This is a genomic window from Clostridium sp. Marseille-Q7071 (genome assembly GCF_965112025.1).
On the sequence record NZ_CBCOPR010000001.1, the window covers coordinates 448,556 to 474,339 of the forward strand.

At 31.4% G+C, this 25,784-nt stretch carries 21 protein-coding genes, 2 tRNA genes and 3 rRNA genes; 9 read left to right on the forward strand and 17 right to left on the reverse strand.

The window, feature by feature from the left end; all coding sequences use genetic code 11:
* Positions 1-912: a LysM peptidoglycan-binding domain-containing protein gene (locus ACWPW7_RS02000; protein WP_454052180.1), complete on the reverse strand. Its 912-nt coding sequence runs from the start codon at positions 910-912 to the stop codon at positions 1-3.
* 275 nt (positions 913-1,187) lie between these two features.
* Positions 1,188-1,445, reverse strand: coding sequence for a YkuS family protein (locus ACWPW7_RS02005; protein WP_454052181.1), 258 nt, complete (start codon positions 1,443-1,445; stop codon positions 1,188-1,190).
* Positions 1,446-1,715: 270 nt separating this feature from the next.
* Here ACWPW7_RS02005 and ACWPW7_RS02010 point away from each other — a divergent pair, with 270 nt between their 5' ends.
* The gene (locus ACWPW7_RS02010) at positions 1,716-3,008 is read left to right on the forward strand and encodes an NCS2 family permease (protein ID WP_454052182.1); all 1,293 of its coding nucleotides are present in this window, start codon (positions 1,716-1,718) and stop codon (positions 3,006-3,008) included.
* Between the two features lie 88 nt (positions 3,009-3,096).
* Here the strand turns inward: ACWPW7_RS02010 and ACWPW7_RS02015 are convergent, their stop codons facing one another.
* From ACWPW7_RS02015 to ACWPW7_RS02045, 7 genes are all read right to left on the reverse strand, one after another.
* A complete protein-coding gene (locus ACWPW7_RS02015; protein ID WP_039634950.1) occupies positions 3,097-3,300 on the reverse strand; it encodes a ferredoxin in 204 nt (67 codons plus the stop codon).
* Positions 3,301-3,310: 10 nt separating this feature from the next.
* On the reverse strand, positions 3,311-4,219 hold the full coding sequence (locus ACWPW7_RS02020; protein ID WP_291568669.1) for a PSP1 domain-containing protein: 909 nt from the start codon (positions 4,217-4,219) through the stop codon (positions 3,311-3,313).
* Between the two features lies 1 nt (position 4,220).
* On the reverse strand, positions 4,221-5,165 hold the full coding sequence (locus tag ACWPW7_RS02025) for a DNA polymerase III subunit delta' (RefSeq protein ID WP_454052183.1): 945 nt from the start codon (positions 5,163-5,165) through the stop codon (positions 4,221-4,223).
* A gap of 116 nt (positions 5,166-5,281) precedes the next feature.
* Positions 5,282-5,611 (reverse strand): cyclic-di-AMP receptor, encoded by a 330-nt coding sequence (locus ACWPW7_RS02030; protein ID WP_039634945.1) that lies wholly within the window; start codon positions 5,609-5,611, stop codon positions 5,282-5,284.
* 102 nt (positions 5,612-5,713) lie between these two features.
* Positions 5,714-6,334 carry a dTMP kinase gene (gene tmk, locus ACWPW7_RS02035; protein ID WP_454052184.1) on the reverse strand — a complete coding sequence of 207 codons (621 nt, stop codon included), beginning with the start codon at positions 6,332-6,334 and terminating at the stop codon, positions 5,714-5,716.
* 25 nt (positions 6,335-6,359) lie between these two features.
* Positions 6,360-7,778, reverse strand: coding sequence for an aminotransferase class I/II-fold pyridoxal phosphate-dependent enzyme (locus ACWPW7_RS02040; protein WP_454052185.1), 1,419 nt, complete (start codon positions 7,776-7,778; stop codon positions 6,360-6,362).
* On the reverse strand, positions 7,757-7,960 hold the full coding sequence (locus tag ACWPW7_RS02045; RefSeq protein ID WP_396153483.1) for a sigma factor G inhibitor Gin: 204 nt from the start codon (positions 7,958-7,960) through the stop codon (positions 7,757-7,759). The genes ACWPW7_RS02040 and ACWPW7_RS02045 overlap by 22 nt, the downstream gene beginning before the upstream one ends.
* A gap of 314 nt (positions 7,961-8,274) precedes the next feature.
* Between ACWPW7_RS02045 and ACWPW7_RS02050 the strand changes: the two genes are divergently transcribed.
* Positions 8,275-9,420, forward strand: coding sequence for a hypothetical protein (locus tag ACWPW7_RS02050; protein WP_454052186.1), 1,146 nt, complete (start codon positions 8,275-8,277; stop codon positions 9,418-9,420).
* Positions 9,421-9,502: 82 nt separating this feature from the next.
* Here the strand turns inward: ACWPW7_RS02050 and ACWPW7_RS02055 are convergent, their stop codons facing one another.
* Entirely contained in the window at positions 9,503-10,012 is a 510-nt protein-coding gene (locus ACWPW7_RS02055) for a hypothetical protein (RefSeq protein ID WP_454052187.1), read from the reverse strand.
* 531 nt (positions 10,013-10,543) lie between these two features.
* Between ACWPW7_RS02055 and ACWPW7_RS02060 the strand changes: the two genes are divergently transcribed.
* The 3 genes from ACWPW7_RS02060 to ACWPW7_RS02070 all read left to right on the forward strand — a co-directional run bounded on the left by ACWPW7_RS02060 (position 10,544) and on the right by ACWPW7_RS02070 (position 12,576).
* Positions 10,544-10,747: a hypothetical protein gene (locus ACWPW7_RS02060; RefSeq protein WP_291568654.1), complete on the forward strand. Its 204-nt coding sequence runs from the start codon at positions 10,544-10,546 to the stop codon at positions 10,745-10,747.
* A gap of 27 nt (positions 10,748-10,774) precedes the next feature.
* On the forward strand, positions 10,775-11,200 hold the full coding sequence (locus ACWPW7_RS02065) for a hypothetical protein (protein WP_454052188.1): 426 nt from the start codon (positions 10,775-10,777) through the stop codon (positions 11,198-11,200).
* 575 nt (positions 11,201-11,775) lie between these two features.
* Positions 11,776-12,576, forward strand: a complete 801-nt coding sequence (locus ACWPW7_RS02070) for an aminoglycoside adenylyltransferase domain-containing protein (RefSeq protein WP_454052189.1) — start codon at positions 11,776-11,778, stop codon at positions 12,574-12,576.
* Positions 12,577-12,681: 105 nt separating this feature from the next.
* On the opposite strand, the gene ACWPW7_RS02075 is transcribed toward ACWPW7_RS02070, so the two are convergent.
* The 7 genes from ACWPW7_RS02075 to ACWPW7_RS02105 all read right to left on the reverse strand — a co-directional run bounded on the left by ACWPW7_RS02075 (position 12,682) and on the right by ACWPW7_RS02105 (position 20,753).
* Positions 12,682-13,755 (reverse strand): DUF6709 family protein, encoded by a 1,074-nt coding sequence (locus tag ACWPW7_RS02075; protein ID WP_454052190.1) that lies wholly within the window; start codon positions 13,753-13,755, stop codon positions 12,682-12,684.
* 286 nt (positions 13,756-14,041) lie between these two features.
* A tRNA-Cys gene (locus ACWPW7_RS02080) sits at positions 14,042-14,115 on the reverse strand.
* 7 nt (positions 14,116-14,122) lie between these two features.
* Positions 14,123-14,198 (reverse strand) — tRNA-Phe (locus ACWPW7_RS02085).
* A 32-nt stretch (positions 14,199-14,230) separates the two neighbouring features.
* Positions 14,231-14,348, reverse strand: a 5S ribosomal RNA gene (rrf, locus tag ACWPW7_RS02090).
* A gap of 289 nt (positions 14,349-14,637) precedes the next feature.
* Positions 14,638-17,544 (reverse strand): 23S ribosomal RNA (locus tag ACWPW7_RS02095).
* A 397-nt stretch (positions 17,545-17,941) separates the two neighbouring features.
* Positions 17,942-19,453 (reverse strand): 16S ribosomal RNA (locus ACWPW7_RS02100).
* Together the 16S, 23S and 5S rRNA genes with 2 tRNA genes alongside form the textbook arrangement of a ribosomal RNA operon.
* 556 nt (positions 19,454-20,009) lie before the next feature.
* On the reverse strand, positions 20,010-20,753 hold the full coding sequence (locus ACWPW7_RS02105) for a peptidylprolyl isomerase (protein WP_454052191.1): 744 nt from the start codon (positions 20,751-20,753) through the stop codon (positions 20,010-20,012).
* 195 nt (positions 20,754-20,948) lie between these two features.
* On the opposite strand from ACWPW7_RS02105, the gene ACWPW7_RS02110 reads away from it, so the two are divergent.
* From ACWPW7_RS02110 to ACWPW7_RS02125, 4 genes are all read left to right on the forward strand, one after another.
* Entirely contained in the window at positions 20,949-21,233 is a 285-nt protein-coding gene (locus ACWPW7_RS02110; protein ID WP_454052192.1) for a hypothetical protein, read from the forward strand.
* Between the two features lie 146 nt (positions 21,234-21,379).
* On the forward strand, positions 21,380-21,715 hold the full coding sequence (locus ACWPW7_RS02115) for a hypothetical protein (RefSeq protein WP_454052193.1): 336 nt from the start codon (positions 21,380-21,382) through the stop codon (positions 21,713-21,715).
* A 129-nt stretch (positions 21,716-21,844) separates the two neighbouring features.
* Positions 21,845-24,190 (forward strand): cache domain-containing protein, encoded by a 2,346-nt coding sequence (locus ACWPW7_RS02120; RefSeq protein WP_454052194.1) that lies wholly within the window; start codon positions 21,845-21,847, stop codon positions 24,188-24,190.
* Complete coding sequence (locus ACWPW7_RS02125; protein WP_454052195.1) at positions 24,183-25,562, forward strand: sigma-54-dependent transcriptional regulator; 1,380 nt, start codon at positions 24,183-24,185, stop codon at positions 25,560-25,562. Before ACWPW7_RS02120 ends, ACWPW7_RS02125 begins: the two co-directional genes overlap by 8 nt.
* Positions 25,563-25,784 lie beyond the last annotated feature (222 nt).

Consider the following 25,784-nt stretch of genomic DNA (forward strand, 5'->3'; position numbering starts at 1 on the left):
TTATTTAGCTGGTATATATATTACTTCTCCAGTTCTTATAGCATCTTCATCTTTAATTTCATTAAAAGCTTTAATTTTTTCAACTGCTTCTTTTAATGAAATTTCAGGCATTTTTTCCTTAGCTATACTATATAGATTATCGCCTGATTTAATTTCATACTTATTTCCACTTAATTTTTCTTTATTATCTTCTTTTTTTTCATCTGTGTTTTTTTCATCTACTTTTTTATCAGTTTCTTTTGAAGGCTCTTTTTTGTCATCTGTATTTTTGTTATTTTCTTTTAAATTATCTTTTTTCTTGTCATCTTCTGTTGAAGCTGATGTAGCTTTAGTTTCTAAAGCAACTTCATAAGGAATTATAATTTCTTGTCCTTGGATTATTTTATTAGAACTATTTAAATTATTTCTTTTCATTATAGTTTCTATAACTAAGCTAGTATCATGACTTGGCATGTATGCATTAGCTATACTGTATAATGTGTCATTTTTCTGGATTACATATATTCCTTCTTTTGTTCCCTCTTCTTCATTTAAACTTGAATTAGAGTTTTTATCTGAAGGCTTATTTTCATTTTCCTTTTTGTCTTCTTGCGGTTTGTCATTGTTGTTATTAACTTTCTTCTCATTAGCTTTTTTTTCTTCAGGATTATCTGGATTATTAGTTTCTACTTTCTTTTCTTTATCATTATTTTCTTTATCCTTTGTCTCTTTGCTGTTAGTTTTTTTACTCTCGTTGTCTTTATTTTCATCCTGCTTTTTCTTATCCTTTTCAGTTTCTGTTACCTTTTTATCATTTCCATTATTAGTGGATAAGGCAGCATCTTTTTTTCCTATAAAGCTAACAGTTAAAAAAATTCCTACTAAAACTACAGCACAGGTTATAGCTGCAATTATTTCCTTTTTAAATTTCATAATGTAATACACCTCACTAATTTCTAATTTCTATCTAAATAATTAACAGATATTTGAATTTTATTCACTTTTCTAAAATTTATTTATAACTTTTTTTATATTAGATCTATGAAATAATATAATTTGTTAAAAATGTGACAAATGTTTCATTTTAAGCAAAATAAAAATATCATATACTCTGCTTAAATATTAAGACTATAATATAGGCCTATGCCTAAAATCTAAAATGATAAAGGAAAAATCACTTTAGATTTTTCCCATTTAAATTAATTTTATTATTTAAATTGATTTTCTAATTGATCTTTTACTTGTTGTGGAGTCATACCGTCAGCATTAATTATTGGAGCACTAATTGATGCATTTTGTATTCCCATCATGTTCTCTTCTTCTCCAGTTACTATTACAGCATCAAATTTATTTAAAAAACTCTCTGTGTTTTTCTTGTTTCTATCAAATTCTCTAACTGTATACCCTTCTTGATTTAAATAACTTTTTACTGGATTTAATCCCTTTTGAACAGCAACTTTTTTCATAAGTAAATCGCCTCCTTCTAATCTTATTATTAACCCTTTTCACTAAGTATATTCAAATTAAGTCATCTTAAATAAAATAGTAGTTAAAACTATAACTAAGTATCATATAAGATAGGTTGCTATGCTAACTAATTATCCTTTAACGTGCATAATAAGAGTTAAATTTTTTCTAGAAAATCTATAACAATTATTTTTTACTTTATGTTATAATCTTAGTGCATCTTTATAGATGAGGGTGGGTGAGGGATATAGAAAAAGAAGGTAGAGAGGATGAAAAAGTTTTTCAACCTTAAAGAACATCAAGTAAGCTTTAAAAGCGAATTTACTGCAGGTTTAACTTCATTTTTTGCTGCAGTGTATATCATTGTAGTAAATGCAAGTATTTTAAGTGATACAGGAATGCCCTTAGAAGGACAGATTGTAGCTACTGTTTTAGCTTCGTTAGTTGGTTGTTTATTAATGGCATTTATAAGTAATTCGCCGTTAATATTAATGCCAGGCATGGGAGTAAATGCATTATTTACATACACTATAGTTAAATCCATGGGACTAAGTTATGAGCAGGCTTTAGCTGCAGTAGTTATGTCTGGAGTGTTATTTTCTATAGTAGCATTTACAAAATTATCTACTATAATATCAAAAGCTATTCCAGAATCATTAAAAGAGGCAATAACAGTAGGCATAGGTTTATTTATTACTTTTATAGGACTTCAAAAAAGTGGGCTTATTATAAGTGATGCCAAAAACCTTGTAGCATTAGGAAGTTTAAATTCTCCAGAGGTTTTAGCATTTTTAATAACTTTAGCAATAACCTTATTTTTATTTCTAAGAGATATTCCTGGTGCATTTTTAATTAGTATTATCGTTGGAACTTTAATTTGTTTTAGCTTTAATATTATTGACCTTACTGGAATCAATTTTGGTAGTATTGATATTTCTAGCTATAACAAATTGTTTTTTAGTATGGATTTTAGTCAAATATCTACTTTATCCTTTTGGATAGCTACATTTTCATTAACTCTAGTTTTAGTTTTTGAAAACATAGGATTGCTACATGGTCAAATAAATGGAATGCTAAAATCTGAAAATAAGTTTAGCCCTGCATTAAAAGCAACTGCATTATCAACTTTATGTTGTGGATTATTAGGTACTAGTCCTTCTGTGTCAACGGTAGAAGGTACTGCTGGTATAACTGCTGGTGGAAAAACAGGTCTTACTTCGCTAATTACTGGTATACTATTCCTTGTTTCACTATTATTTATACCATTTATAAAAATAATACCTAATGCAGCAATTTCACCAATATTAATAATAATAGGGGGATTAATGATAAAAAATGTAGAAAATATTAATTTCTCAGATTTTACAGAAGGATTTCCTGCTTTCTTAACAATAGTGCTAATACCTTTAACTTACAGTATAGTTGATGGTATCGCCTTTGGTTTTATAGCTTACCCAATGATGAAGTTCTTTAAAAAAGAGCAAAAAGAATTATCAGCTTCCATGTATATTATTTCGTTATTATTCTTAGCTTACTTCATACTACATGGAATTAATATTTAAAGCGTGACTTTGTCACGCTTTTTTAAAAGATGAAAATTTAAATTTTTATTTATATATAATAAGTAAAAAAAGCGACCTAAGCCGCTTTTTACAGTACTGTATATCCTTTGTCTTCTATTGATTCAATAATATCATCAATACTAATAAAGTAGTCATCATATACAATTTCAATTTCCTTACTTTCAGTTAATATCTGACAGGCTAAAACTCCTTGATTATTTGAAATTGCACTTCTAACATTAGAAATATCTTTTGATGTCACCATATCGCACACTTTAAGTACTGATTTCATATTTTTCCTCCTAATTTTCCTTAAATAATTCTTTTATCATATCTGGATCTTCTACTTGGCCTTCCAGTTCTTTTATATCTACATCGTTAATAATATCCTCATAGCTACCAGAAATCAATGTTAAATCTTCAATTTTTACAACCTTTAATTCATCTTCTCCATCTTTGATTCGAACCTTAACTTTAACACTTTCTTTAATTACGCTATTGCTAATTACTTCGCCTTCACCATAAGGCGTATCAACTATGGATCCAACCTTTGGAAGTTTTTTTCTTATTTCTTCATATATATCTTGCTCGTAATTTAAGCAACACATAAGTCTTCCACATATACCTGATATCTTTGTAGGATTTAATGATAAGTTCTGTTCCTTAGCCATCTTAATTGAAACAGGAACAAATTCACCTAAGAATGTAGAACAACATAAGGTTCTTCCACAAGGACCAAGTCCTCCTGTCATCTTAGCTTCATCTCTAACCCCTATTTGTCTTAACTCGATTCTAGTTCTAAATATAGAAGCTAAATCCTTAACTAACTCTCTAAAATCTACTCTACCATCAGCTGTAAAATAAAATATAACCTTATTATTATCAAATGTATATTCCACATCTATAAGTTTCATATCTAAGCCATGTTTTAATATTTTTTCAACACATATATCGTAGGCTTCTTTTTCTTTTTGCTTATTCTCAATATTCTTCTCTATATCCTCTGGTTCTGCTTTTCTTATAACATTTTTAAGTGGAGAAACTATTTCCTCTTCGCTAATGCTCTTGATTCCAATTACACATTCTCCAAACTCCACTCCCCTAGCAGTTTCAACTACTACAAAATCACCTTTTTTTATATCTAAACCACTTGGATTAAAGTAGTATATCTTACCAGCCTTCTTAAATCTAACACCAATTACTGTAACCATGTTACACCTCCTGCATCTTCAGTAACATAACATCAAAAGCTAACAAATTATTTACATTTCTATCAATGTTCTCTCTGGTTTCATTTATTATACTAATAATATCATTTAATTTAGTGAATGAAAACATATTTGCACATTGTTTTATTTCTTCAAGTTTATCTTTATTTATAATTAGTTCTTCACAACCAACTTCCTTATAAATAATGGTATCTCTTATAAAAGAAATAAAAACTTCCATTATATCTTCCCACATATTACTGTTCTTCGTGAAAAACTCATCTTCCCTAAATATATCTAATTCTCTCATATTTTTTAAGAGTAATATTATATTTATAGCTTTATTCCTTAATTCTCTAAATTCTTCATTGTTCATCAGAAATTCAGCTTTTCCTGGAACACCATTACTAAAAGACAGTAATAATGCTATATTGTCCTCATTTAATTCAGGATAATTAACTTGCAAATATGTACGCATGTCATCTTCACTTAATGCATTAAATTTATGTATTTGACATCTTGATTTGATAGTATCCAATATATTTTCTATATTTTCACATAAGATAAAAACAAAAACATTTTTAGGCGGTTCTTCTATTGTTTTTAGAAGTGCATTTTGTGCTTGAATAGTCATTTTATGACCTTCATGGATAATGACAACCTTTTTTTCTGATTGATAAGGCTTTTTATTAATTTCTTCTATAAGCCCTCTTACGGCATTTACTCCTATAGAAGCTTTATTTTTTTCTAATCTAAAATGAACAATATCAACATAATCTTTATATTCACTTTCTCCAATAAGCTTTATTGCTATATTCTTAGCAATAACACTCTTACCAATACCATCTTCTCCTAAGAAAATATGAGCATGAGAAAATCTATTATTATTTATTGTAATATCAAAAGTTTTAATTATTTTTTCGTGTCCTATTATATCTTTATAGCCCACAACATTCCTCCTAGTATACTACAAATTTACAAGTTTATATACTATATTATATCTATAAATAATGTGCAGTAAAATACTATATTTTACTGCACATTATTAAATTCAAGTTTATATTATTATACTCTTAAAAATTTGTCTACGTCTACTACAAATATAGTAGCTCCCCCAATATCTACTTCTACAGGATAAGGTACATACACCCCTGTTGAACCTGCTACTGGTGAAGGCGATGAAACTATTTGCTTTCTAACCTTGCATATATCTTCTATTAATGCTAGAACAGTATCAACTTTATCATCTTCAACACCAATCATTAATGTAGTATTTCCTGATTTTAAAAATCCTCCTGTAGTAGCAAGTTTTGTTACTCTGAATCCATTCTCAGTTATAACGTCTATTAAATCGCCTGCATCATCATCTTGTACTATTGCAATAACTAGTTTCATAACAATCCCTCCTTAATAATTAATCTTAATATATAAATTTTATTATTTATATATTATAAATATTCTATCATATTCTTTAAATATTTTTTAATATATTTTTTATTAACCTATAAATTTTTCTACTTCTCTTACAATATCTTCATGAACCTCTTGCAAACTTCTATTGCCATCAATAACTATTATATTATCCATATTGGTTGCAATATATTGATATCCTTCATAAACTTTCTTATGAAAATTGTTACCACTATTTTCAAGTCTATCTAAATCTCTTTGATTAGATTTTCTCTTTAGCCCCTCTTCATAAGATACATTAATCATAATAGTTAAATCTGCTTTTACTCCATTAAGTGCAGCGTCATTTATATACTTAATTCTATCAATACCAAGTCCTCTACCTATACCTTGATATACAATAGATGAGTATACAAATCTATCAGAAAGCACTATGCAACCTCTTTCAAGAGCTGGCTTTAAAACCTCTTCTGCAAGTTGCGCTCTAGATGAAGCATATAACAATGCCTCACACATATCACACATTTCTGAATTTGAGTTATCTAATATAATTTGACGTATCTTTTCACTTATATCTGTTCCTCCTGGCTCTCGAGTTAACAGAACTTCATGATTCTTAGTTTCTAAATAATCACAAAGCATTCTTATTTGAGTGCTTTTTCCACCACCATCTGGTCCTTCTAATGCTATTAATAACCCTTTTTTCATAGGTTCCTCCCTAATTTTAAAATATCTATTCCGCTACTACACTAATCTTATTCTCTTCTACTCCTAGTATTGTAACATGATTTTCAATGTAATAATTAATAGACTTTATAATATCTTTATTTATAATCTCGCCTGGCATTACCAATGGAATTCCTGGTGGATAAGGAACAATTGAATCTCCACAAATTCTATTTAAAGAACAATTTATATTAATTTTAGTTTTATTCTTTTCCATAACTTCATATGGAAGCAGTCTTAATTCGGGTATTTCCTGCTCTAAAGCCTCTATTCTATTCTCTCTTAACTTTTCTATATTACATCCCTCTAAAGCTCTATATAGAGCTTCAAAATCAGTTCTATCATTAAATGGTGAAAATATAGCTACTACATTTCTTGCATCACTTAACTCACATTGAATTTTCTCTTTCCTTAAATATTCTAGAAGTTTATGCCCACTATATCCACTTTTAACATTAATTATATATCTTGTTTTATCTAAGTCTATATCTGAATATAAATCTTTTTTATTTATAATATGAAAATCTTCTAATTTATTTATTTTAATTCTATACTCTTCACATAACTCTATTAACTTATCATACACATCTTTTCCATAAGTCTCTAAAAAAAATCTTCCATAATCCATAGATGCCATAAGCATATAAGAAGGACTTGTACTTAAGAATGATGAAGTATAAAAATCAATCTTTTCTATATCTATTCCATGGTTTACATGAAGAAAAGCAGTTTGAGTAAAGCTTGGCATAGTTTTATGTGAACTTTCAACTACCATGTCACATCCTAATTCTAAAGCATCTTTAGGTAGTTTTTCATTTGCTCTAAAATGAGCACCATGAGCAGAGTCCACTAGAACTTTCATATTATATTTTTTAGCTTCATTAACAATATAAGATAAATCACAGCATATTCCATAATAGTTTGGATAAGTTATAATTATTCCCTTAGCATCATTATGCTCTCTTATAATACACGAAAAATGCTCCTTATCTATGGAAAAAGGAGCATCATATTTATAATCCATCTTATTTTTAATATATATTGGCTTTAATTTCCTCATAATGATTCCATTATATATAGAACGATGACAATTTCTTTCTACTATTATTTTATCACCTTCATTAAAATTTGAAAAAATCATTGCTAAATTTCCACTAGTACTCCCATTTATTAAAAAATAAGACTTCTGACTATTATAGAAATTTCTTAAAAGCTCTAATGACTCCTTTATTATTCCATCAGGATTATGAAGATTATCTAATCCATCTACTTCTGTAATATCGCAACTTACAATATTATTGAGAAGCTCAATGCCCTCTTTAGTATAATTTAGTCCCCTTCCAGCCTTATGTCCAGGCATAGAAAAAGGTACATTATTTTCCTTCACATACTTCAAGAGCCCCTCTACAAGTGGTAATCTTGACATTCATTATTCACTCCTCTTAATAAGAACTGTATTAAACTTCTCCTAATACAGATTTTATAAAATTCGTAGAAGTCTGTTTCAATATTCGAATTTATTAGTCTGTGTTCACAGCTAATACAAATACCTCTACCATATATTATTATACCATTATTTAGAGGCTTTCCGCATATTATACATTTCATTTTTATTATTAATCCCCCTTGCAATTGCTAAGCTTAATATATCCCAATTATCGCCCCTTGTACTATATTTTATTCATGAAGTATTGATTATTTATTTTGTCCACTAAAATTTTTGCTAAAATTTTTCCTAATATTTCTACCTATTTTAACAATACACTACTTAATTCAATTTATAAGTGACAAAATATAATTATAATTTAAAGATATTTCTTAATGAATCATAAAATTTTTTAAGATATAAAATATACCAATAAATAAATTTTTCTTGGATATACTAACTATGATGCATTTTAATTTGAATGGAGAGATATTTAGTGAAGCAAAATATAATAAGTTTTTTATCAACTATCAAAGAAGATATCTATTCCCTATGCGAGTTTTTATATAATAATCCTGAAAAGCCTTTTTATGAAAATAAATCATCAAGATATTTAATAGATATGTTAAAAAAGTATGATTTTAATATTACAGATAACTTCTTAAGTATCCCAACTGCTTTTTATGGTCAATACGGAGAAGGTCATCCTAAAATTTGTATTATTTGCAAATATAGTGCTGATGAAAAAGATGGACATATCTATGGAAACAACGCTAATGCTTCTATTTCAATGGCTACTGCCATAGCTTCAAGAATAGCAATAGATAAACTTTCTGGTAGTATAGTCATAATAGGTTGCCCAGGACTTTACTCCAATGGTAGTGAAATCAAAATGACCCATGAGAATGTATTTGAAGATATGGATGTTATTTTAGCTCCTCATGTGGATAATTGTAGCTCTGAAAGTGGTACATCTATGGCATCTATTCCATTAAAAATACAGTATATATTAAATACTCCATATAATAATTCCTTAGATTATTCTATTTTCAATCTTAGTAGTATAAATGAATTAGTTAAATCATCCTGCGATAAATGTTATATAGATAATTTATGTATAGATATAAATAATAGAGTTCACGGCAAAAAAGTTAAGGAAATGTTCAAATTTAATATAAAATCTCCTAATATAAAAGATGCGGAAGAAATAGAACGTAAAATTAGAAACTACCTTAAGGCATTAGATACTATTTTGAATGTTAAATATGAAATAACTCTTTATGAACTTCCTTCAAAAGAACTTGTAAGTAATGCTATATTGTCTAGGATATTTTCTAATAATTTAAAGGAATGTGGTATTATTAATATTTGTACCCCTAAAACTATGGAATATTCCCTTGGTATAGGAACTATTAGTCATACTACTCCCACAATATATCCTTCTATAGCAATTACTGAAAATCAGGATATTAACTGTCCTTCACTAGAATTTAGAGAATCAACTTTATCTTCTCTATGTAAAGAAAGAATTATGAAAGCAGCAGAAGCTCTTGCAATAACTGCTGTAGATTTTATTGAAAGAAATGATTTATTAGAAGAAATAACAATTGAGCTTCATAAAAATATAAAAAATAATTATTAATTGTTATAAGTTAAAAAAGAAAAAAGAAGGATAGCTATTAACTATCCTTTGTTACTTCTTAATATATTAAGTACATTAACTATTATAAACATTGTCCATAACATAGTGCATTTTTTTCTTTAACATTTTTTAACTTTTGAACTAGTTCATTACTAGGTTCAAAATAAAACTTAAAAATTTTACCATTTATTTTATAAACACAACAATATTTATTTAATTTAAAAATTGAGCAAATATATTTTTTAGGACTTATAATTCTAAAAAATTTACTTCCTTGAGAGCATTGACCTATATACTCTATATCTTTTATTTTTATATCTTCTAATAAAAATTGAGCATCTCCTCTTATTCTATGAATAATGAGTTGATCAGCTATTATAGAATATTTATATTTAATACTACACTTATAGGCTTCAAAAATACAACACCCTATAGTTAAAAATAAAAAGAATATATTACAAACGAATCTCATACTTCCTATCAAACTATTTATAAAATCCGACAATAGTATGAAAATAAGCATTATACCAAATAAAAATAATAGCACTGGTAATTTTTTTCTATATATAATTTCCTTATACATAGTCCCCATCACTAAATCCTCCTAATTTTTACACCTTAAAATTTTCTTGTTATCTTGTCCTAGAGTATTATACTAGGCTTTATAGAAATAATCCACTTGACCTAAAGGCTTTTAAAGCTCACTAATAGTTAAATTACCTCTTTAATAGGGTTTATTACAAACTATTATTATATAGCACCATTTATCTTGTGTTATATTGTCCATACTTTCTAATGCAAATATTCTCTAAATTAAAAATTTTAGGATTAGAAGCTAAATAATGAATTTTTTATTTTATCTTCTATATTTTTGCTAAAATTAATCATTCAGCTTACTATAACCTCATATTATAATCACTTCCTCAATTTTACCTTACAGATATATAATATTTATATCATCTAGAATTGATATCAAAAGTTTGATTAATTTTTAATTTTTTTTAGACATTTGATGACATTTGAATTAGTTATTTTATATTTTGCAATTTTCATTTGAAGATATAATGTCATCTATATAAATATTTCGCATAATTTATATATAGGACTATTTAGGAGGAATTTTGTGAGATCTAGAGGAAGATGTTGCAACCGTAAAAAACGTTGCAAACGAGATTCTGACTTTCTTGAAAAGGCATTTTTAATCGTGCTTTCAGTAATAGTAGGTCTTATATTATTAAAATCAATTGCTAAAATACTTATATTTTTATTAATAATTGCAATGCCAATATTAATAGTTGTAGTTACTGTAAAGAAATATAAACGTTAATTTTTATAAAAAAGTGGGTAGTTTACTATGAAAAGATTCTTAATAATATTATTAATAGTATTAGACATATGTACTATATCATGTAATTACAATCCAAAATCTATTTCACTAAAATATGTTGATAATATCACTATAAAGTTGCTTTATTTTCCTCCTAAAATGAAAAAAATAACTAAGAAAAAGGACATGGAGGAAATTATAAATTTTTTAAATACACTTGATTATAATGCCACAAAACAAGTGAATACAACTGAACCATTACTTTCAATAGAAGTAGAGGGAGAACTAAACTGTTCTTTAATATTTGTAGATAATTTAGTAAAAATTAATGGCACATGGTATGAAGTAAATGATAATACGCTAATAGAATTAAGAAATATATATAATAATTTACAATACGATGAAGTGCTAATTTCTTTGTTAGAATACAATAATTATAATAAAGAAAATTAAATTTTATTGCATATTTTATAATTGTATAAAAAATGTTAAAGTTAAATCCAGAGTTTTTTATTCTCTGGATTTTTTAATCTATTAATTATTTTTTTTAAACTTTTAGGGTACTTATAAAAGTTTAATCTATACTCTACTGTTAACATATTCATATATAACATTATTATATTTTGTATTTTCTACAGACTTACAAAATAAACTTTCTAACCTTTCTAAAGAACATCAAATCCTTCTAAAACTTTTACTGCATCATCGCCGCAATTTAAATAAAAATTTTTAAACTTTTCATTACCTCCATATATTTCTCAAATTTCTTCTAGAGTATTACAAAAATAATAGTTGATTTTCCTGCCCATATTAACTTGAAAAACTCCGTATATTTCTTCATAAAAGCTTTCTTAAAGCTTAATAACTTTACCAATCTCTTCTTCAGCTAAAGACTTTCTCTCATAATGAAATAACTCATTTTTTATTTATAATTACTAGTTTAATAACAACTTTATAAATATCGCATACAAATTAGTAAAATTTAGGTATAATGTTTATACAAGTAATAATTTTAATGAGGTAATGCTATGAAAAATAAAATTCCTGACATGATAGTAAAACTTTTAGATGATTATTATTCATCTATTAACAGTGCCTTTAGAGATAAAATCTTTGGAGTTTATGTTTATAATTCACTGGCATTAGGTAAATTTGATGCTAATAAAAGTGATATAGATTTTATAACTATACTTAAAAGGCCTCTATCAAAACAAGAATTGGAATCATTATCTTCAATACATAAAAAGCTTAATATAGAAAGCCCTTATGGGAGAAAAATGGAGGGAATGTACATTCAATTAAATGATTTAGGTAAAAGTAATTCACAAATTACACCTTATCCTTATTTCGCTGATGGTAAACTCACTGCTAGTGGGTATTATGATATTAATTATGTCACATGGTGGACATTAAAGCATTATGGCGTAGGAATAAACAGCCCTAAAGCTTATGATCTTAATTTTGAAGTTGAATGGAATAATGTATTAGATACAATGGATTATAATTTAAATATTTATTGGAAAGATAAACTAAATAAAAGCATAGTCTTCTTATTTGATAATTGTATAGAATTTTCTATTTTAACTTTATGCAGAATTTTATTTACTCTTGAAAATAAAAAAATAACCTCAAAAGTTGAAGGAGCTAAATTCTCAATTGAATTTTTACCTTCCAACTGGAGATTAATAATTGAAGAAGCTATTCGCATAAGAGAAAATACTTCCAAAAATTCTCTTTATACATCAAAAGTTAAAAGAGCAAAAGAAGCTAAGAAATTTATTTATTATATAATTAATTATTGCAATAAGAATTATAAACTAAAGTCTTAATTATCTCATATTTTAAAACAATACATAATAAAAAAGGATTAAATAGTTTTTTCTAATTAATCCTTTTTTATTATGTATTTCTAAAAATTTTTATTAGAAGTTATTTTATAATGAATTTTCCATTTTTATATTTCTTACTTCTTCAATAATTTTTTGCGGATTCTTCTTAAAGTTCTTCTTTATTTCATCATTATAACCATATATAGCCCATGGAGCTTTCTGTGAAAGTAATTCTATAATCCCTATTGCCTTTTCTTCATCTTTTTTTCCGCCTACATTTAATGGAAGTTTTTCATTTTTATCGGAGTAGCACATTACCGAAAATGATGTACCTGTTCTAATTCCATTTTGATAGTGTTTAGTCCTCACATTATATACCCATACTAAATTTTCTATAGGCATAAATCTTATACTAAAAGGTGTTTTATCTATTATCCAATTATTTGTAATAGTTATTCTTCTACTAACATACTCTGGATAATTAATTTCTTGATTTATTTGGTTTTCCATATAATCTATATTTCCATATTTGCTTAATTTTTTAATAACTTTACTACTTCTATAATTTGTTACGGCAATTACTCTTTTTATGACAAGTATGATTAAATATATTAATCCAATAAATATACCTATGTAAAATATTTTTTCTAGTACTCTATCCGTTTTTGAATCTTTAAGCATAACATCTATAAATCCATTATTTACATCTTGTATAGGTACTCCAAATCCTTCTGCAATTTCTTTCTTTATTTCACCAAGTAATTGAACCTTACTAGCATTCTCTAATCCATCAAATCTTTTAACTACAAATGAGACGTTTTCCATTTCACTTGGATTTTTTGAAGATACTTTAGCAGGTAAAGCTACTGTAACAAATTTATCCTCAATAATCGCAATATATACATTCTCTGTTACTGCTCCCTTTCCTCCATCTTTAGCAATATAATAACCTGAGTCTGCTATATACTCTATATTTAAAGTTGCATACCCCTCTCCAGTCTTATTATATTCTTCAAGTTCCTCTACAGTATTGATTTCTTCTGGGCTTCCTAAAATAGATGTAATTTTACCTTTCGACTCAAATAACACTAGTATAATAATACTAATTATTAAAATAAGCATCAGTCCACTAATAATACTTGTTTTTCTTATTGCTTTTTTAAGAAAATTATTTTCCATTTGATGCTCTTTCCCCCTTTTTTCTATAAAATAATCATATAAAAAGAATCAAATTAAATTTTTTTACTAATGTCTCATATTTTGTTGGGCATAAGCTTTAATATAAACATAGTAGAAACTCCTATACTCTTCAATATATCGATATATTAATTTGAAACTTAATGTTTGATATTGAAATAATAATTATCTTAGTACTTTAATCAATTACAAAAGTTTAACTTATTTATAATTATGATTTTTAAAGACAAAAAAAGCTTACAAATATATATTTGCAAGCTTTCCAATTTGGAGGCGCCACCCAGATTTGAACTGGGGATAAAGGCTTTGCAGGCCTCTGCCTTACCACTTGGCTATAGCGCCAAAACTTTGGTGGCTCGAGCAGGAATCGAACCAGCGACACGAGGATTTTCAGTCCTCTGCTCTACCGACTGAGCTATCGAGCCATATTGTTAGCTAAGTTTTCTTAGCTAACACTACCTGGCAACAACCTACCCTCCCACACAGTCTCCCGTGCAGTACTCTCGGCGTCCTAAGGCTTAACCTGCCTGTTCGGAATGGAAAGGGGTGTTACCCTTAGGACCATCATCACCAGATAAAAAATTCCTATAAACTTCGCATTATTTCGTCAGTTTCAGTCGCTGCGGCGTTCATTTACTTTAGTAAACTCCACTCCTCGCTCCTTCACTTCCTTATACTGCTCGTTTCTATTAATTTTTTGAAAATTTCATATAAGCTTCGTATTACTTCGTCAACTTCAGTCGCTGCGGCACCCATTTACCTTAGTAAACGATCTTCCTTGCTACTTTGTTTCCTTGTACTACTCGCTTCTATTAATTTTTAGAGAAATTAATTATTCTCTGAAAATTGCACAGTGAAATTAATTAGGTCAAGCCCTCGACTTATTAGTATGAGTCAGCTGAACATGTTGCCATGCTTACACCTCTCACCTATCAACCTGGTGTTCTTCCAGGAGTCTTACTAACTTATGTTATGGGAAATCTCATCTTAGGGGGGGCTTCACGCTTAGATGCTTTCAGCGTTTATCCCTTCCAGACATAGCTACCCAGCTGTGCCACTGGCGTGACAACTGGTGCACCAGAGGTCTGTCCATCCCGGTCCTCTCGTACTAAGGACAGCTCCCTTCAAATTTCCTACGCCCGCGACGGATAGGGACCGAACTGTCTCACGACGTTCTGAACCCAGCTCGCGTGCCGCTTTAATGGGCGAACAGCCCAACCCTTGGGACCTACTTCAGCCCCAGGATGCGACGAGCCGACATCGAGGTGCCAAACCTCCCCGTCGATGTGGACTCTTGGGGGAGATCAGCCTGTTATCCCCGAGGTAGCTTTTATCCGTTGAGCGATGGCCCTCCCACGAGGAACCACCGGATCACTAAGCCCGACTTTCGTCCCTGCTCCACTTGTCTGTGTCGCAGTCAGGCTCCCTTCTGCCTTTGCACTCTTCGAACGATTTCCGACCGTTCTGAGGGAACCTTTGGGCGCCTCCGTTACTTTTTTGGAGGCGACCGCCCCAGTCAAACTGCCCACCTAACAATGTCCCGTGACCTGATTCAAGGCCTCCGGTTAGAATTCCAGTACTATCAGGGTGGTATCCCAAGGATGACTCCACAAAGGCTGACGCCCTTGCTTCCAAGTCTCCCACCTATCCTGTACAGATAGTACCGAAACTCAATGCTAAATTGCAGTAAAGCTCTACGGGGTCTTTCCGTCCAATCGCGGGTAGCAAGCATCTTCACTTGCACTACAATTTCGCCGGATTTGCTGTTGAGACAGTGCCCAAATCATTACGCCATTCGTGCGGGTCGGAACTTACCCGACAAGGAATTTCGCTACCTTAGGACCGTTATAGTTACGGCCGCCGTTTACTGGGGCTTAAGTTCATGCCTTCGTTTGCACTAAGCAATCCCCTTAACCTTCCAGCACCGGGCAGGCGTCAGCCCCTATACATCAGCTTTCGCTTTAGCAGAGACCTGTGTTTTTGCTAAACAGTTGCTTGGGCCTATTCTCTGCGGCCTACTTGCGTAGGCACCCCTTCTCCCGAAGTTACGGGGTCAATTTGCCGAGTTCCTTAACAGCAATTCTTCCGATGGTCTTAGGATTCTCTCCTCACCTACCTGTGTCGGTTTGCGGTACGGGCACTAACTTCCTCCATAGAGGCTTTTCTTGGCAGCGTGGAATCAGATACTTCACCCTTAAAGGGTTTCCCCATCACGCCTCAGCTAATGTAGGTGGATTTGCCTATCCTACATACCTAAACGCTTAGACTAGCATCCAATAGCTAGCACATCTTATCCTCCTGCGTCACCCCATTTGTAATAACGTCTGCTAGTGGTACAGGAATATCAACCTGTTGTCCATCACCTACGCCTTTCGGCCTCGGCTTAGGTCCCGACTAACCCTGAGCGGACGAGCCTTCCTCAGGAAACCTTAGGTTTTCGACCGACAGGATTCTCACCTGTCTCTCGCTACTTATGCCAACATTCTCACTTCTGCATCGTCCACCGCTCCTTTCGGTACGACTTCAGCCAATGCAGAAAGCTCCTCTACCGCGTACACATAGTGTACACCCATAGCTTCGGTGGTAAGTTTTAGCCCCGGACATCTTCGGCGCAGGATCTCTTGACTAGTGAGCTATTACGCACTCTTTGAATGAGTGGCTGCTTCTAAGCCAACATCCTAGTTGTCTTAGAAATCCCACATCCTTTACCACTTAACTTACACTTTGGGACCTTAGCTGATGGTCTGGGCTGTTTCCCTTTTGACTACGGATCTTATCATTCGCAGTCTGACTGCCGAAATACAAGTATATGGCATTCGGAGTTTGATAAGGTTCGGTAAGCGATATGCCCCCTAGCCTATTCAGTGCTCTACCTCCATTACTTAATTAATCGACGCTAGCCCTAAAGCTATTTCGAGGAGAACCAGCTATCTCCGAGTTCGATTGGAATTTCTCCGCTATCCACAGCTCATCCCATGGTTTTTCAACACCAACGTGGTTCGGTCCTCCACGAGATTTTACTCTCGCTTCAACCTGGCCATGGATAGGTCACCCGGTTTCGGGTCTACGACATGCAACTTTGCGCCCTATTCAGACTCGGTTTCCCTTCGGCTCCGTACCTTAAGTACTTAACCTCGCTACATATCGTAACTCGTTGGCTCGTTCTACAAAAAGCACATCGTCACACATATAAAGTGCTTCGATCGGTTGTAGGCACAGGGTTTCAGGTTCTATTTCACTCCCCTTCCGGGGTTCTTTTCACCTTTCCCTCACGGTACTTCTCCACTATCGGTCACTAGGTAGTATTTAGCCTTGGGAGGTGGTCCTCCCTGCTTCCCACAAGGTTTCACGTGTCTCGTGGTACTCTGGATCAGAACTTAAGGTCTTCTCGTTTCACTTACAGGTCTATTACCTTCTACGGAGTAGCTTTCCAGCTATCTTCAGTTACAATAGCCACCTCTTTTATGTTCTGTCCTCAACCCCCAAGCCAAAGGCTTAGGTTTGGGCTCTTTCCCTTTCGCTCGCCGCTACTTAGGAAATCGATTTTTCTTTCTCTTCCTCCGGGTACTTAGATGTTTCAGTTCCCCGGGTTTACCTCTATATACCTATGTATTCAGCATATAGTACATGGCGTAGCCATGTGGGTTCCCCCATTCGGAAATCTTTGGATCACAGACTATTTGCGTCTACCCAAAGCTTATCGCAGCTTATCACGTCCTTCTTCGGCTCCTAGTGCCAAGGCATTCACCCTGCGCCCTTTGTAGCTTGACCTATCAAAATAAATATAAGCTTCGTATTACTTCGTCAACTTCAGTCACTGCGGTGCTCACTTACCTTAGTAAGTTCTGCTCCTCGTTCCTTCGTTTCCTTGTACTACTCGCTTCTATTTGATTTTATAAAGTTTCATTAACTTTATAAAAATGTCTTATACAAATTCGCATAAATAGAATTCAAAAACTTTAGTTTTTAAATTTATTTTTGTTTGTCTTGACGAAATTGTTTATTTATCTTTTAATTTAAAAGGATATTTAAACAAATATTTTCACTGTGCAATTTTCAAAGAACAATTGAGCTTTTCCTTTGTCCCGTAGGACCTTGGTCGCTCAAAATTAAACAGAGTATAGTACCAGTGTTCGTAGAAGAGTTACCAACTACGTCGACTCCCTAGAAAGGAGGTGATCCAGCCGCAGGTTCTCCTACGGCTACCTTGTTACGACTTCACCCCAATCACTAATCCCACCTTCGGCCGCTGGCTCCTTACGGTTACCTCACGGACTTCGGGTGTTACCAGCTCTCATGGTGTGACGGGCGGTGTGTACAAGGCCCGGGAACGTATTCACCGCGACATGCTGATTCGCGATTACTAGCAACTCCGGCTTCATGTAGGCGAGTTTCAGCCTACAATCCGAACTGGGATTGGTTTTTTAAGTTTAGCTCCACCTCGCGGTCTTGCATCTTGTTGTACCAACCATTGTAGCACGTGTGTAGCCCTAGACATAAGGGGCATGATGATTTGACGTCATCCCCACCTTCCTCCCGGTTAACCCGGGCAGTCTCACTAGAGTGCTCAACTTAATGGTAGCAACTAATGATAAGGGTTGCGCTCGTTGCGGGACTTAACCCAACATCTCACGACACGAGCTGACGACAACCATGCACCACCTGTCTCCCTGCCCCGAAGGGCTTCCCTCATTACAGGTAATTCAGGGGATGTCAAGTCTAGGTAAGGTTCTTCGCGTTGCTTCGAATTAAACCACATGCTCCGCTGCTTGTGCGGGCCCCCGTCAATTCCTTTGAGTTTTAATCTTGCGATCGTACTCCCCAGGCGGAATACTTATTGTGTTAACTGCGGCACAGAAGGGGTCGATACCTCCTACACCTAGTATTCATCGTTTACGGCGTGGACTACCAGGGTATCTAATCCTGTTTGCTCCCCACGCTTTCATGCCTCAGCGTCAGTTACAGTCCAGAAAGCCGCCTTCGCCACTGGTGTTCTTCCTAATCTCTACGCATTTCACCGCTACACTAGGAATTCCGCTTTCCTCTCCTGCACTCTAGACACCCAGTTTCAAATGCAGCACCCAAGTTGAGCTCGGGTATTTCACATCTGACTTAAATGTCCGCCTACGCATCCTTTACGCCCAGTAAATCCGGACAACGCTTGCCACCTACGTATTACCGCGGCTGCTGGCACGTAGTTAGCCGTGGCTTCCTCATATGGTACCGTCATTATCTTCCCATATGACAGAACTTTACAACCCTAAGGCCTTCTTCATTCACGCGGCGTTGCTGCGTCAGGGTTTCCCCCATTGCGCAATATTCCCCACTGCTGCCTCCCGTAGGAGTCTGGACCGTGTCTCAGTTCCAATGTGGCCGATCACCCTCTCAGGTCGGCTACGCATCGTCGCCTTGGTGAGCCTTTACCTCACCAACTAGCTAATGCGCCGCGGGTCCATCTCATAGCGGATTGCTCCTTTGGTATAAAAGTCATGCGACCTTCATACGTTATGCGGTATTAATCTCCCTTTCGGGAGGCTATTCCCCTCTATGAGGCAGGTTACCCACGTGTTACTCACCCGTCCGCCGCTAATCCACTCCCGAAGGAGCTTCATCGCTCGACTTGCATGTGTTAGGCACGCCGCCAGCGTTCGTCCTGAGCCAGGATCAAACTCTCAATTTAAAAGTTTGTATCTTGATTGCTCAAGTAAAGTTTGCTGACTATTAATAGTCATTTTAAGTTTCTTTCGAAACTCAATGAATTAACTGGTTTTACCTATTTCTCTGTTTAATTTTCAAAGACCAAGTTTTTTACTATTTTGCCGTCGTTTTCCGACTGCTTAATCAGTTTATCACTTAATTTTTTCCTTGTCAACAACTTTTTTTATTTTTTTAACATTATTTAAAATATTATTAAAAAGTTAATTAAAAAGAAACCTTTAAGCTATTCTGTATGTCTTAGCTCCCATGGGGAGTTGCGACTTTTACATAGTATCATACGATATATATACTTCTCATAATAAAATATATCGTAATATAAATTTATTTTTTTATTTCTCCTATTATCTTTGATTTTCTTCATATTTTACATAGAGATACACGTGGAATTGTTTATAGACTTAATGCAATCTATAACCGGTTTATAGCTTTATTATAAGTTTTATAATGTTATAAATTTAATTTTATAATTTATATTAAATGTAAATAAAATCCCATAGTATTCGCTATGGGATTCTTAATTATTTCATTTCTACTGAATAGATACCTTTTAATTTTTCAACTAATGCTAAAAACTCTTTATTTTGTTTTTCATGTAATAAATTAGTTGTTATCATAGGCTTAACTTCTTCTAATGGTTTTATTGAAGGTTGTTTCTTATCCTCAACTTTTATAATATGAAATCCAAATTGAGACTTAACTGGCTCACTAATTACCCCTACTTCTAATTCAAAAGCAGCCTCTTCAAATTCTGGTACCATTCTTCCTCTTCCGAATTCTCCTAAATTTCCACCTTGTGCTTTTGATGGACATTTTGAATATTCTGTAGCAGCATCTTCAAATGATTTTCCGTTTTCTATTTCTTCTATTATTTGTTTAGCTTGTTCTTCTGAATCAATTAATATGTGTTTAGCTAATACAGTTTCTTCTGTTTTAAACATAGTTTGATTATTATTGTAAAACTCTTCTATTTCAGCATCATTAACTTCAACTTTATTAAAAGTTTTTGTTACTCCTATTTGTATTAATAGATCTCTTTTAAGCAGTTCTAATTGTTTTTTATACTCTTCTTCATTTTCTAAATTTTCATCTTTAGCATAGTTGTATATTAATTCATAATTAACAATTTGATCTAATAGTTGCTTTCTGCCTTCTTCAGTTTGGAAATAACTTTGATTTTGCTCTGGAAATCTAGCTATTGAAAAATCTAGATCCATCTGAGTTATTTCATTTCCATTAACTACGGCTAAAACTTTATTTTCCATAATACGTCTCCTTTATTACCTTATTGAATTATCCTATTCTCCTATCATAACATAGCCTATGCAAAAACGAAATAATTTTCTAGAAATGACAGGAATTATATACTTATATATAGTAATTATATTAGATTAAAATCTTTTCATGAATGATTTTATTATAAAACAATAAAATTTTTTATTAAATTGGAGATTAAAATCATGAATTCTAATATTGTGCATAGCCCCAACTATATTAATATAGATGACAATCTAAGATTAAAGACTATAATAGAAGATGATTATAAGCTAGCACTACCATGGTATAGAAATCCTAAAGTACTTTATTATTCTGAAGGGGTTACTAATAGATTATATGATTTAGAAACTATAAATAAAATGTATAAATACTTAAAAAGCATTGGTGAGGTCTATTTTATAGAAATACTTGAAAATAATATTTGGAAAGCAATCAGTGATACTGCACTATCAGATCAAAATATTTAAATTTGCAGAAAATATCTATATCAATATATAAGTATAATGAAAGATCTAAAAATTTATTTACTTCTTTTGGATTTGTTGAAACTTATGAAGATCATGAATTAAATTATTATGAGCTAAGCTTAAACTAATTTTAGGAGGAATTGACTGTGAAATTTTTATTACTAGTATTTATTGTATTTATAATATTTTCTTTAGTATTATGTTTAAAATCATTTAAAAAGCATAAAATAGTGAAATTAAATAAACCCATACTAATATTACTATTATTCTCAATAATAATTACTATTTCTCTTGGAGTAAATTATGTAGGTGCTTATAACAATATGGAACATACTGTTGATATTAATAACTTTTTATCCTATTTAATAATAGGTAAAAATACTCCTTCTTTAGAATTATTTAAAAATTATTTTGATAAATCAATGCTTGTAAGTATTGTTCTAATTGTAGGATACGCTTTCTGTCTTATATTTGAGACATAAATTAAAATCATATACTCTTTAGTTATTCTTTGATTACAGAATATTTCATTTATTCAGGAAAAATTTTTGCACTATATGCTATAATCATTTTATGCTTCTATAAGTACAAAATAAAGGAGTGCAATGATTATGAGAAAATCTTTAGTTATTAAGATAATAAGTTTCTTTCTTCTCATATGCATAGTACCATTTACACTATTTACTCTTTTCTTTGTTCAAGAAAGTAGAACTATAGAAGAGAAGAATATGAAAGAAAATCTAGGTGCACTTGCTAAAGAAAAAGCAGATGTTATTTCAAAAGACTTAGATCAAGTAGAAAGAGAAGTGGAAAATTTATCTCAATGGACAGAGTATATCTTAAATGAAAAGCAAAGTAGAAACTCTATTCCAGATCACTATTCTTTCGATAGTAGAGGAGTGTTAGAAAGACAAATAAATAAAGAAACTTCTTTAAGCAATATTTCAAATGTATATATGCCTAATAATATTGAATTTACTGAAGAAGTAATAAATGATCTTATTAATACGGAAAAGTTAGATAATGTTTTCAAAAAAATAAAAGAAAGTAACTCTTCTATAGAATACATATATATGGTTTCAAATAATGGATTTATTAGAGTATATCCTTATTTGTCCAATTTGACTTTTGCCCCAGATCATGATCAAAGAAAAGATCCATTTTATACTTTAGTAGCGCAGGAAAATAATAATAAGTCTAAAGCAATATGGACTAACCCTTACTATGATTACGGTGGAAAAGGATGGGTGATCACCTGTTCTCATCCTGTTTATATAAATGGAAATTTTAAAGGGATTGTATGCATAGATGTTTCTTTAAACAAAATTAAAAAGGCGCTTGCAGACTTTAGTTTAGGTGACTCAGGATTTGCCTTTATAATAGATCAGGAAGGAAGTGTTATTTATCATCCAGAGTATATGAGGACAAGTCCTATACAAGGTGAATTGCTTAATACTAATATTTTTAAACAGCAAATTAGTGAAGATTATGAAAAAATACTATCTAGTATGATATATGGTGAAAAGGGACTCCTGTTATATGATAAAGAATCAGAGAAACACCTCGTTTCTTTTGAACCAATTAATAACTTAGGATGGAGCATAGGTATAGAAGTTAATAAGAATGACTATGTAGTTGGTTTTAAAAATTTAGCATCAAAGTTTTGGTTAGCTATAATACTTATTATATTTATGCTTTTACTTATGGGAGTTCATCTTTCTTTAAAAATAACAAATCCTATTTTAACTCTTACTCAAGATGCTAAAAAAATAGCTAATGGAAAATTTGGTGAGACTGTAAAGGTAACCTCTAAAGATGAAATAGGTGTTTTAGCTGAGTCTTTCAATACCATGAGTAGAAAAATTGAAGAATATACAGAAAGTATAATTAGAAATAAGAATCAGCTAGAAACTCTTTTTAATAGTTTTAGTGGAATAATGATGATTTTAGGACCAAATTATCAAATTAGAAGAATTAATTATAAGGGTTTAAATATAGCTAAAAAAAGTTTTAAAAATGACAATATTATAGGTATGTTTTGTTATGAAGTTTTCAATCAGTCAAACTGTTCTTGTGGAGATTGTCCTATAATACATACATTAGAAACTAAAGCCGAATATAAAAGTGAAATTTTAAGAGACTCAGAGGTGTATCATCTTTGGTCATTTCCTGTATATAATAGTTCAGGTAATATTGATGAAATAGTTGTACATAGTAGAAAAGTAACGGAGCAAGTTATGCTTGAAAAAGAACTTATTCAAGCTGAAAAAATGGCTGCAATTGGGCAAATGTCTGCAGGAATTACTCATGAATTAAAAAATCCTTTAGCTGTAATAAAAGGTGCTTCATACTTACTTAATTCTTGTAGTAATGCCCATAAAGATGAAATAGTTAAAGAGGCTATTGAAGAAATAGACTCTAACATTATAAGAGCTGAGAAAATTATTTATAATCTTTTAAATTTCTCTCGTCCTTCAGATGAAAAAATAAAAAAAATAGAAGTTAGAAATCTTCTTGAGCAAGTGCTTCTTTTAGAGAAAACATCTATCATTAAAGGAAATATTGATGTAACTATAAACTTACCTAATGAACCACTATATGTATTTGGTAAATCTAGTTCTATAAAACATGTATTTTTGAATCTCATTACTAATGCAGTTCAAGCAATGCCTAAAGGAGGGAAACTAAATATTAACGGTAAAAACCTAAATAATGAAAAAATAGAAATATGTTTTTCTGATACAGGTTTAGGAATACTGAAAGAAAATCTAGACAAAATATTCAAACCTTTCTTTACTACAAAAGAAACAGGTAAAGGTACAGGACTAGGGCTATGGATTGTCAATAAAGAGATTGAAAAGCATGGAGGGCAAATTAAAGTACGAAGTAAATATAAACATGGGACAACCTTTATGATTATACTCCCTTCTAAGGAAAGGTGTGATATAGATGCCTAATAAGCTAAATAAAATTTTGATGATAGATGATGATGAAAGTTTTTTAAAAATTCATTCTAGAATTTTAAAGTCTAAAGGATATGATGTTGATATAGCTACTAATGGAGAGTATGCTCTTACTATGCTTAGAAATGAACTTTATGCCGTAGTTATATGTGATATTGTAATGCCAGGTATTAGTGGTATTGATGTATTAAATAAAATTAAGAATGAACATATTGATATTCAAGTAATTATGCTTACAGGGGAAGCTTCAATCTCAGGTGCAGTTGAAGCTATGACCTTTGGTGCTTATACTTATCTTGTAAAACCTTTAAATATAGAAGAATTTCTTTTAAATGTGGAAAGAGCAGTAAACTTTTACAACTTAAATACTGAGAATAGAATCCTAAAAAATAGAATTGAAGCAATGGAAAAAAGAGTACAGTTATTAGGTAATAGTGCTGAAATTAGAGAAATTAAAAGAAACATTAATATTGTTGCGTCTGCAAATGCCACTGTATTAATTACTGGTGAAAGTGGTACAGGAAAAGAAATTGTTGCTAATCTCTTACATCAAAATAGCTCTTGTAGTGATGGTACTTTAGTAAAAGTAAATTGTGCAGCCTTGTCCGAGAGCATTCTAGAAAGTGAATTATTTGGTCATGAAAAAGGGTCTTTTACAGGAGCAATATCAACGAAAATTGGACGATTTGAAATGGCGAATGGTGGAACCCTTTTTCTTGACGAAATTGGTGAGATTTCTCCAAAACTTCAAAGTAAACTTCTTAGAGTGTTACAAGAGAAGGAATTTGAACGTGTAGGCGGTACTAAAATTATTAAAGCTAATTTCCGCTTAATAGCGGCTACTAATAAAAATTTATCTGAAGAGGTAGCTAAAGGTAATTTTAGAGAAGATCTTTTTTATAGAATAAATGTAGTTCCTATTCATATGCCACCATTAAAAGGTAGACTTGAAGATATTCCTATACTTCTTAATCACTTTCTGCAATATTTTTGTAGTGAAATGCGCAAACCTTTCATGGCTTTTTCTGATGAAGCATTAAAAATCCTTTTGGAGTATAGTTGGCCTGGAAATGTCCGTGAGCTAAGAAATCTAGTGGAGAGGTTAGTAGTCTTTTCTTCTAGCACTATAATCCATACTCATGCTTTACCAAAAGAAGTAAAAAATGAGGAAATAACTAATATTAAAGATGATGAAATACCTTTTCTCGAAGCGAAAAAAATTTTTGAAAAAAACTACATAACTCAAGCCTTAAAAAGAAATAACTGGAACATTTCTGCTACGGCAAAGCAAATAAATATTGCTAGAAAAAATCTACAATTAAAAATTAAACAACTAGATTTATCAAAAGATGATACAAAAATGTAACACTATGCAACTAAAAGGTATCACATAAAAAAGAAGGTATTTAGTAAAAGTGTGAAATTTCTCACTTTTTCGATACCTTAAAGTACCAGTTTAAAAAAACTACATAGTTTTACCATTCACAAAGCAAGAAAATCAGTAGATTTCCTTGCTTTTTTAATTGGCATGTCACTTGCTTTATATAATATATGTGTGAAATCACATTTATAATAATCATATAATTTT

Coding starts and splice junctions, on each gene's coding strand:
- ACWPW7_RS02000 (WP_454052180.1), bottom strand. CDS start 912: ATGAAATTTAAAAAGGAAATAATTGCAGCTATAACCTGTGCTGTAGTT.
- ACWPW7_RS02005 (WP_454052181.1), bottom strand. CDS start 1,445: ATGAAAAAAGTTGCTGTTCAAAAGGGATTAAATCCAGTAAAAAGTTAT.
- ACWPW7_RS02010 (WP_454052182.1), top strand. CDS start 1,716: ATGAAAAAGTTTTTCAACCTTAAAGAACATCAAGTAAGCTTTAAAAGC.
- ACWPW7_RS02015 (WP_039634950.1), bottom strand. CDS start 3,300: ATGAAATCAGTACTTAAAGTGTGCGATATGGTGACATCAAAAGATATT.
- ACWPW7_RS02020 (WP_291568669.1), bottom strand. CDS start 4,219: ATGGTTACAGTAATTGGTGTTAGATTTAAGAAGGCTGGTAAGATATAC.
- ACWPW7_RS02030 (WP_039634945.1), bottom strand. CDS start 5,611: ATGAAACTAGTTATTGCAATAGTACAAGATGATGATGCAGGCGATTTA.
- tmk (WP_454052184.1), bottom strand. CDS start 6,334: ATGAAAAAAGGGTTATTAATAGCATTAGAAGGACCAGATGGTGGTGGA.
- ACWPW7_RS02040 (WP_454052185.1), bottom strand. CDS start 7,778: ATGTCAAGATTACCACTTGTAGAGGGGCTCTTGAAGTATGTGAAGGAA.
- ACWPW7_RS02045 (WP_396153483.1), bottom strand. CDS start 7,960: ATGAAATGTATAATATGCGGAAAGCCTCTAAATAATGGTATAATAATA.
- ACWPW7_RS02055 (WP_454052187.1), bottom strand. CDS start 10,012: ATGGGGACTATGTATAAGGAAATTATATATAGAAAAAAATTACCAGTG.
- ACWPW7_RS02065 (WP_454052188.1), top strand. CDS start 10,775: ATGAAAAGATTCTTAATAATATTATTAATAGTATTAGACATATGTACT.
- ACWPW7_RS02070 (WP_454052189.1), top strand. CDS start 11,776: ATGAAAAATAAAATTCCTGACATGATAGTAAAACTTTTAGATGATTAT.
- ACWPW7_RS02075 (WP_454052190.1), bottom strand. CDS start 13,755: ATGGAAAATAATTTTCTTAAAAAAGCAATAAGAAAAACAAGTATTATT.
- ACWPW7_RS02105 (WP_454052191.1), bottom strand. CDS start 20,753: ATGGAAAATAAAGTTTTAGCCGTAGTTAATGGAAATGAAATAACTCAG.
- ACWPW7_RS02110 (WP_454052192.1), top strand. CDS start 20,949: ATGAATTCTAATATTGTGCATAGCCCCAACTATATTAATATAGATGAC.
- ACWPW7_RS02120 (WP_454052194.1), top strand. CDS start 21,845: ATGAGAAAATCTTTAGTTATTAAGATAATAAGTTTCTTTCTTCTCATA.
- ACWPW7_RS02125 (WP_454052195.1), top strand. CDS start 24,183: ATGCCTAATAAGCTAAATAAAATTTTGATGATAGATGATGATGAAAGT.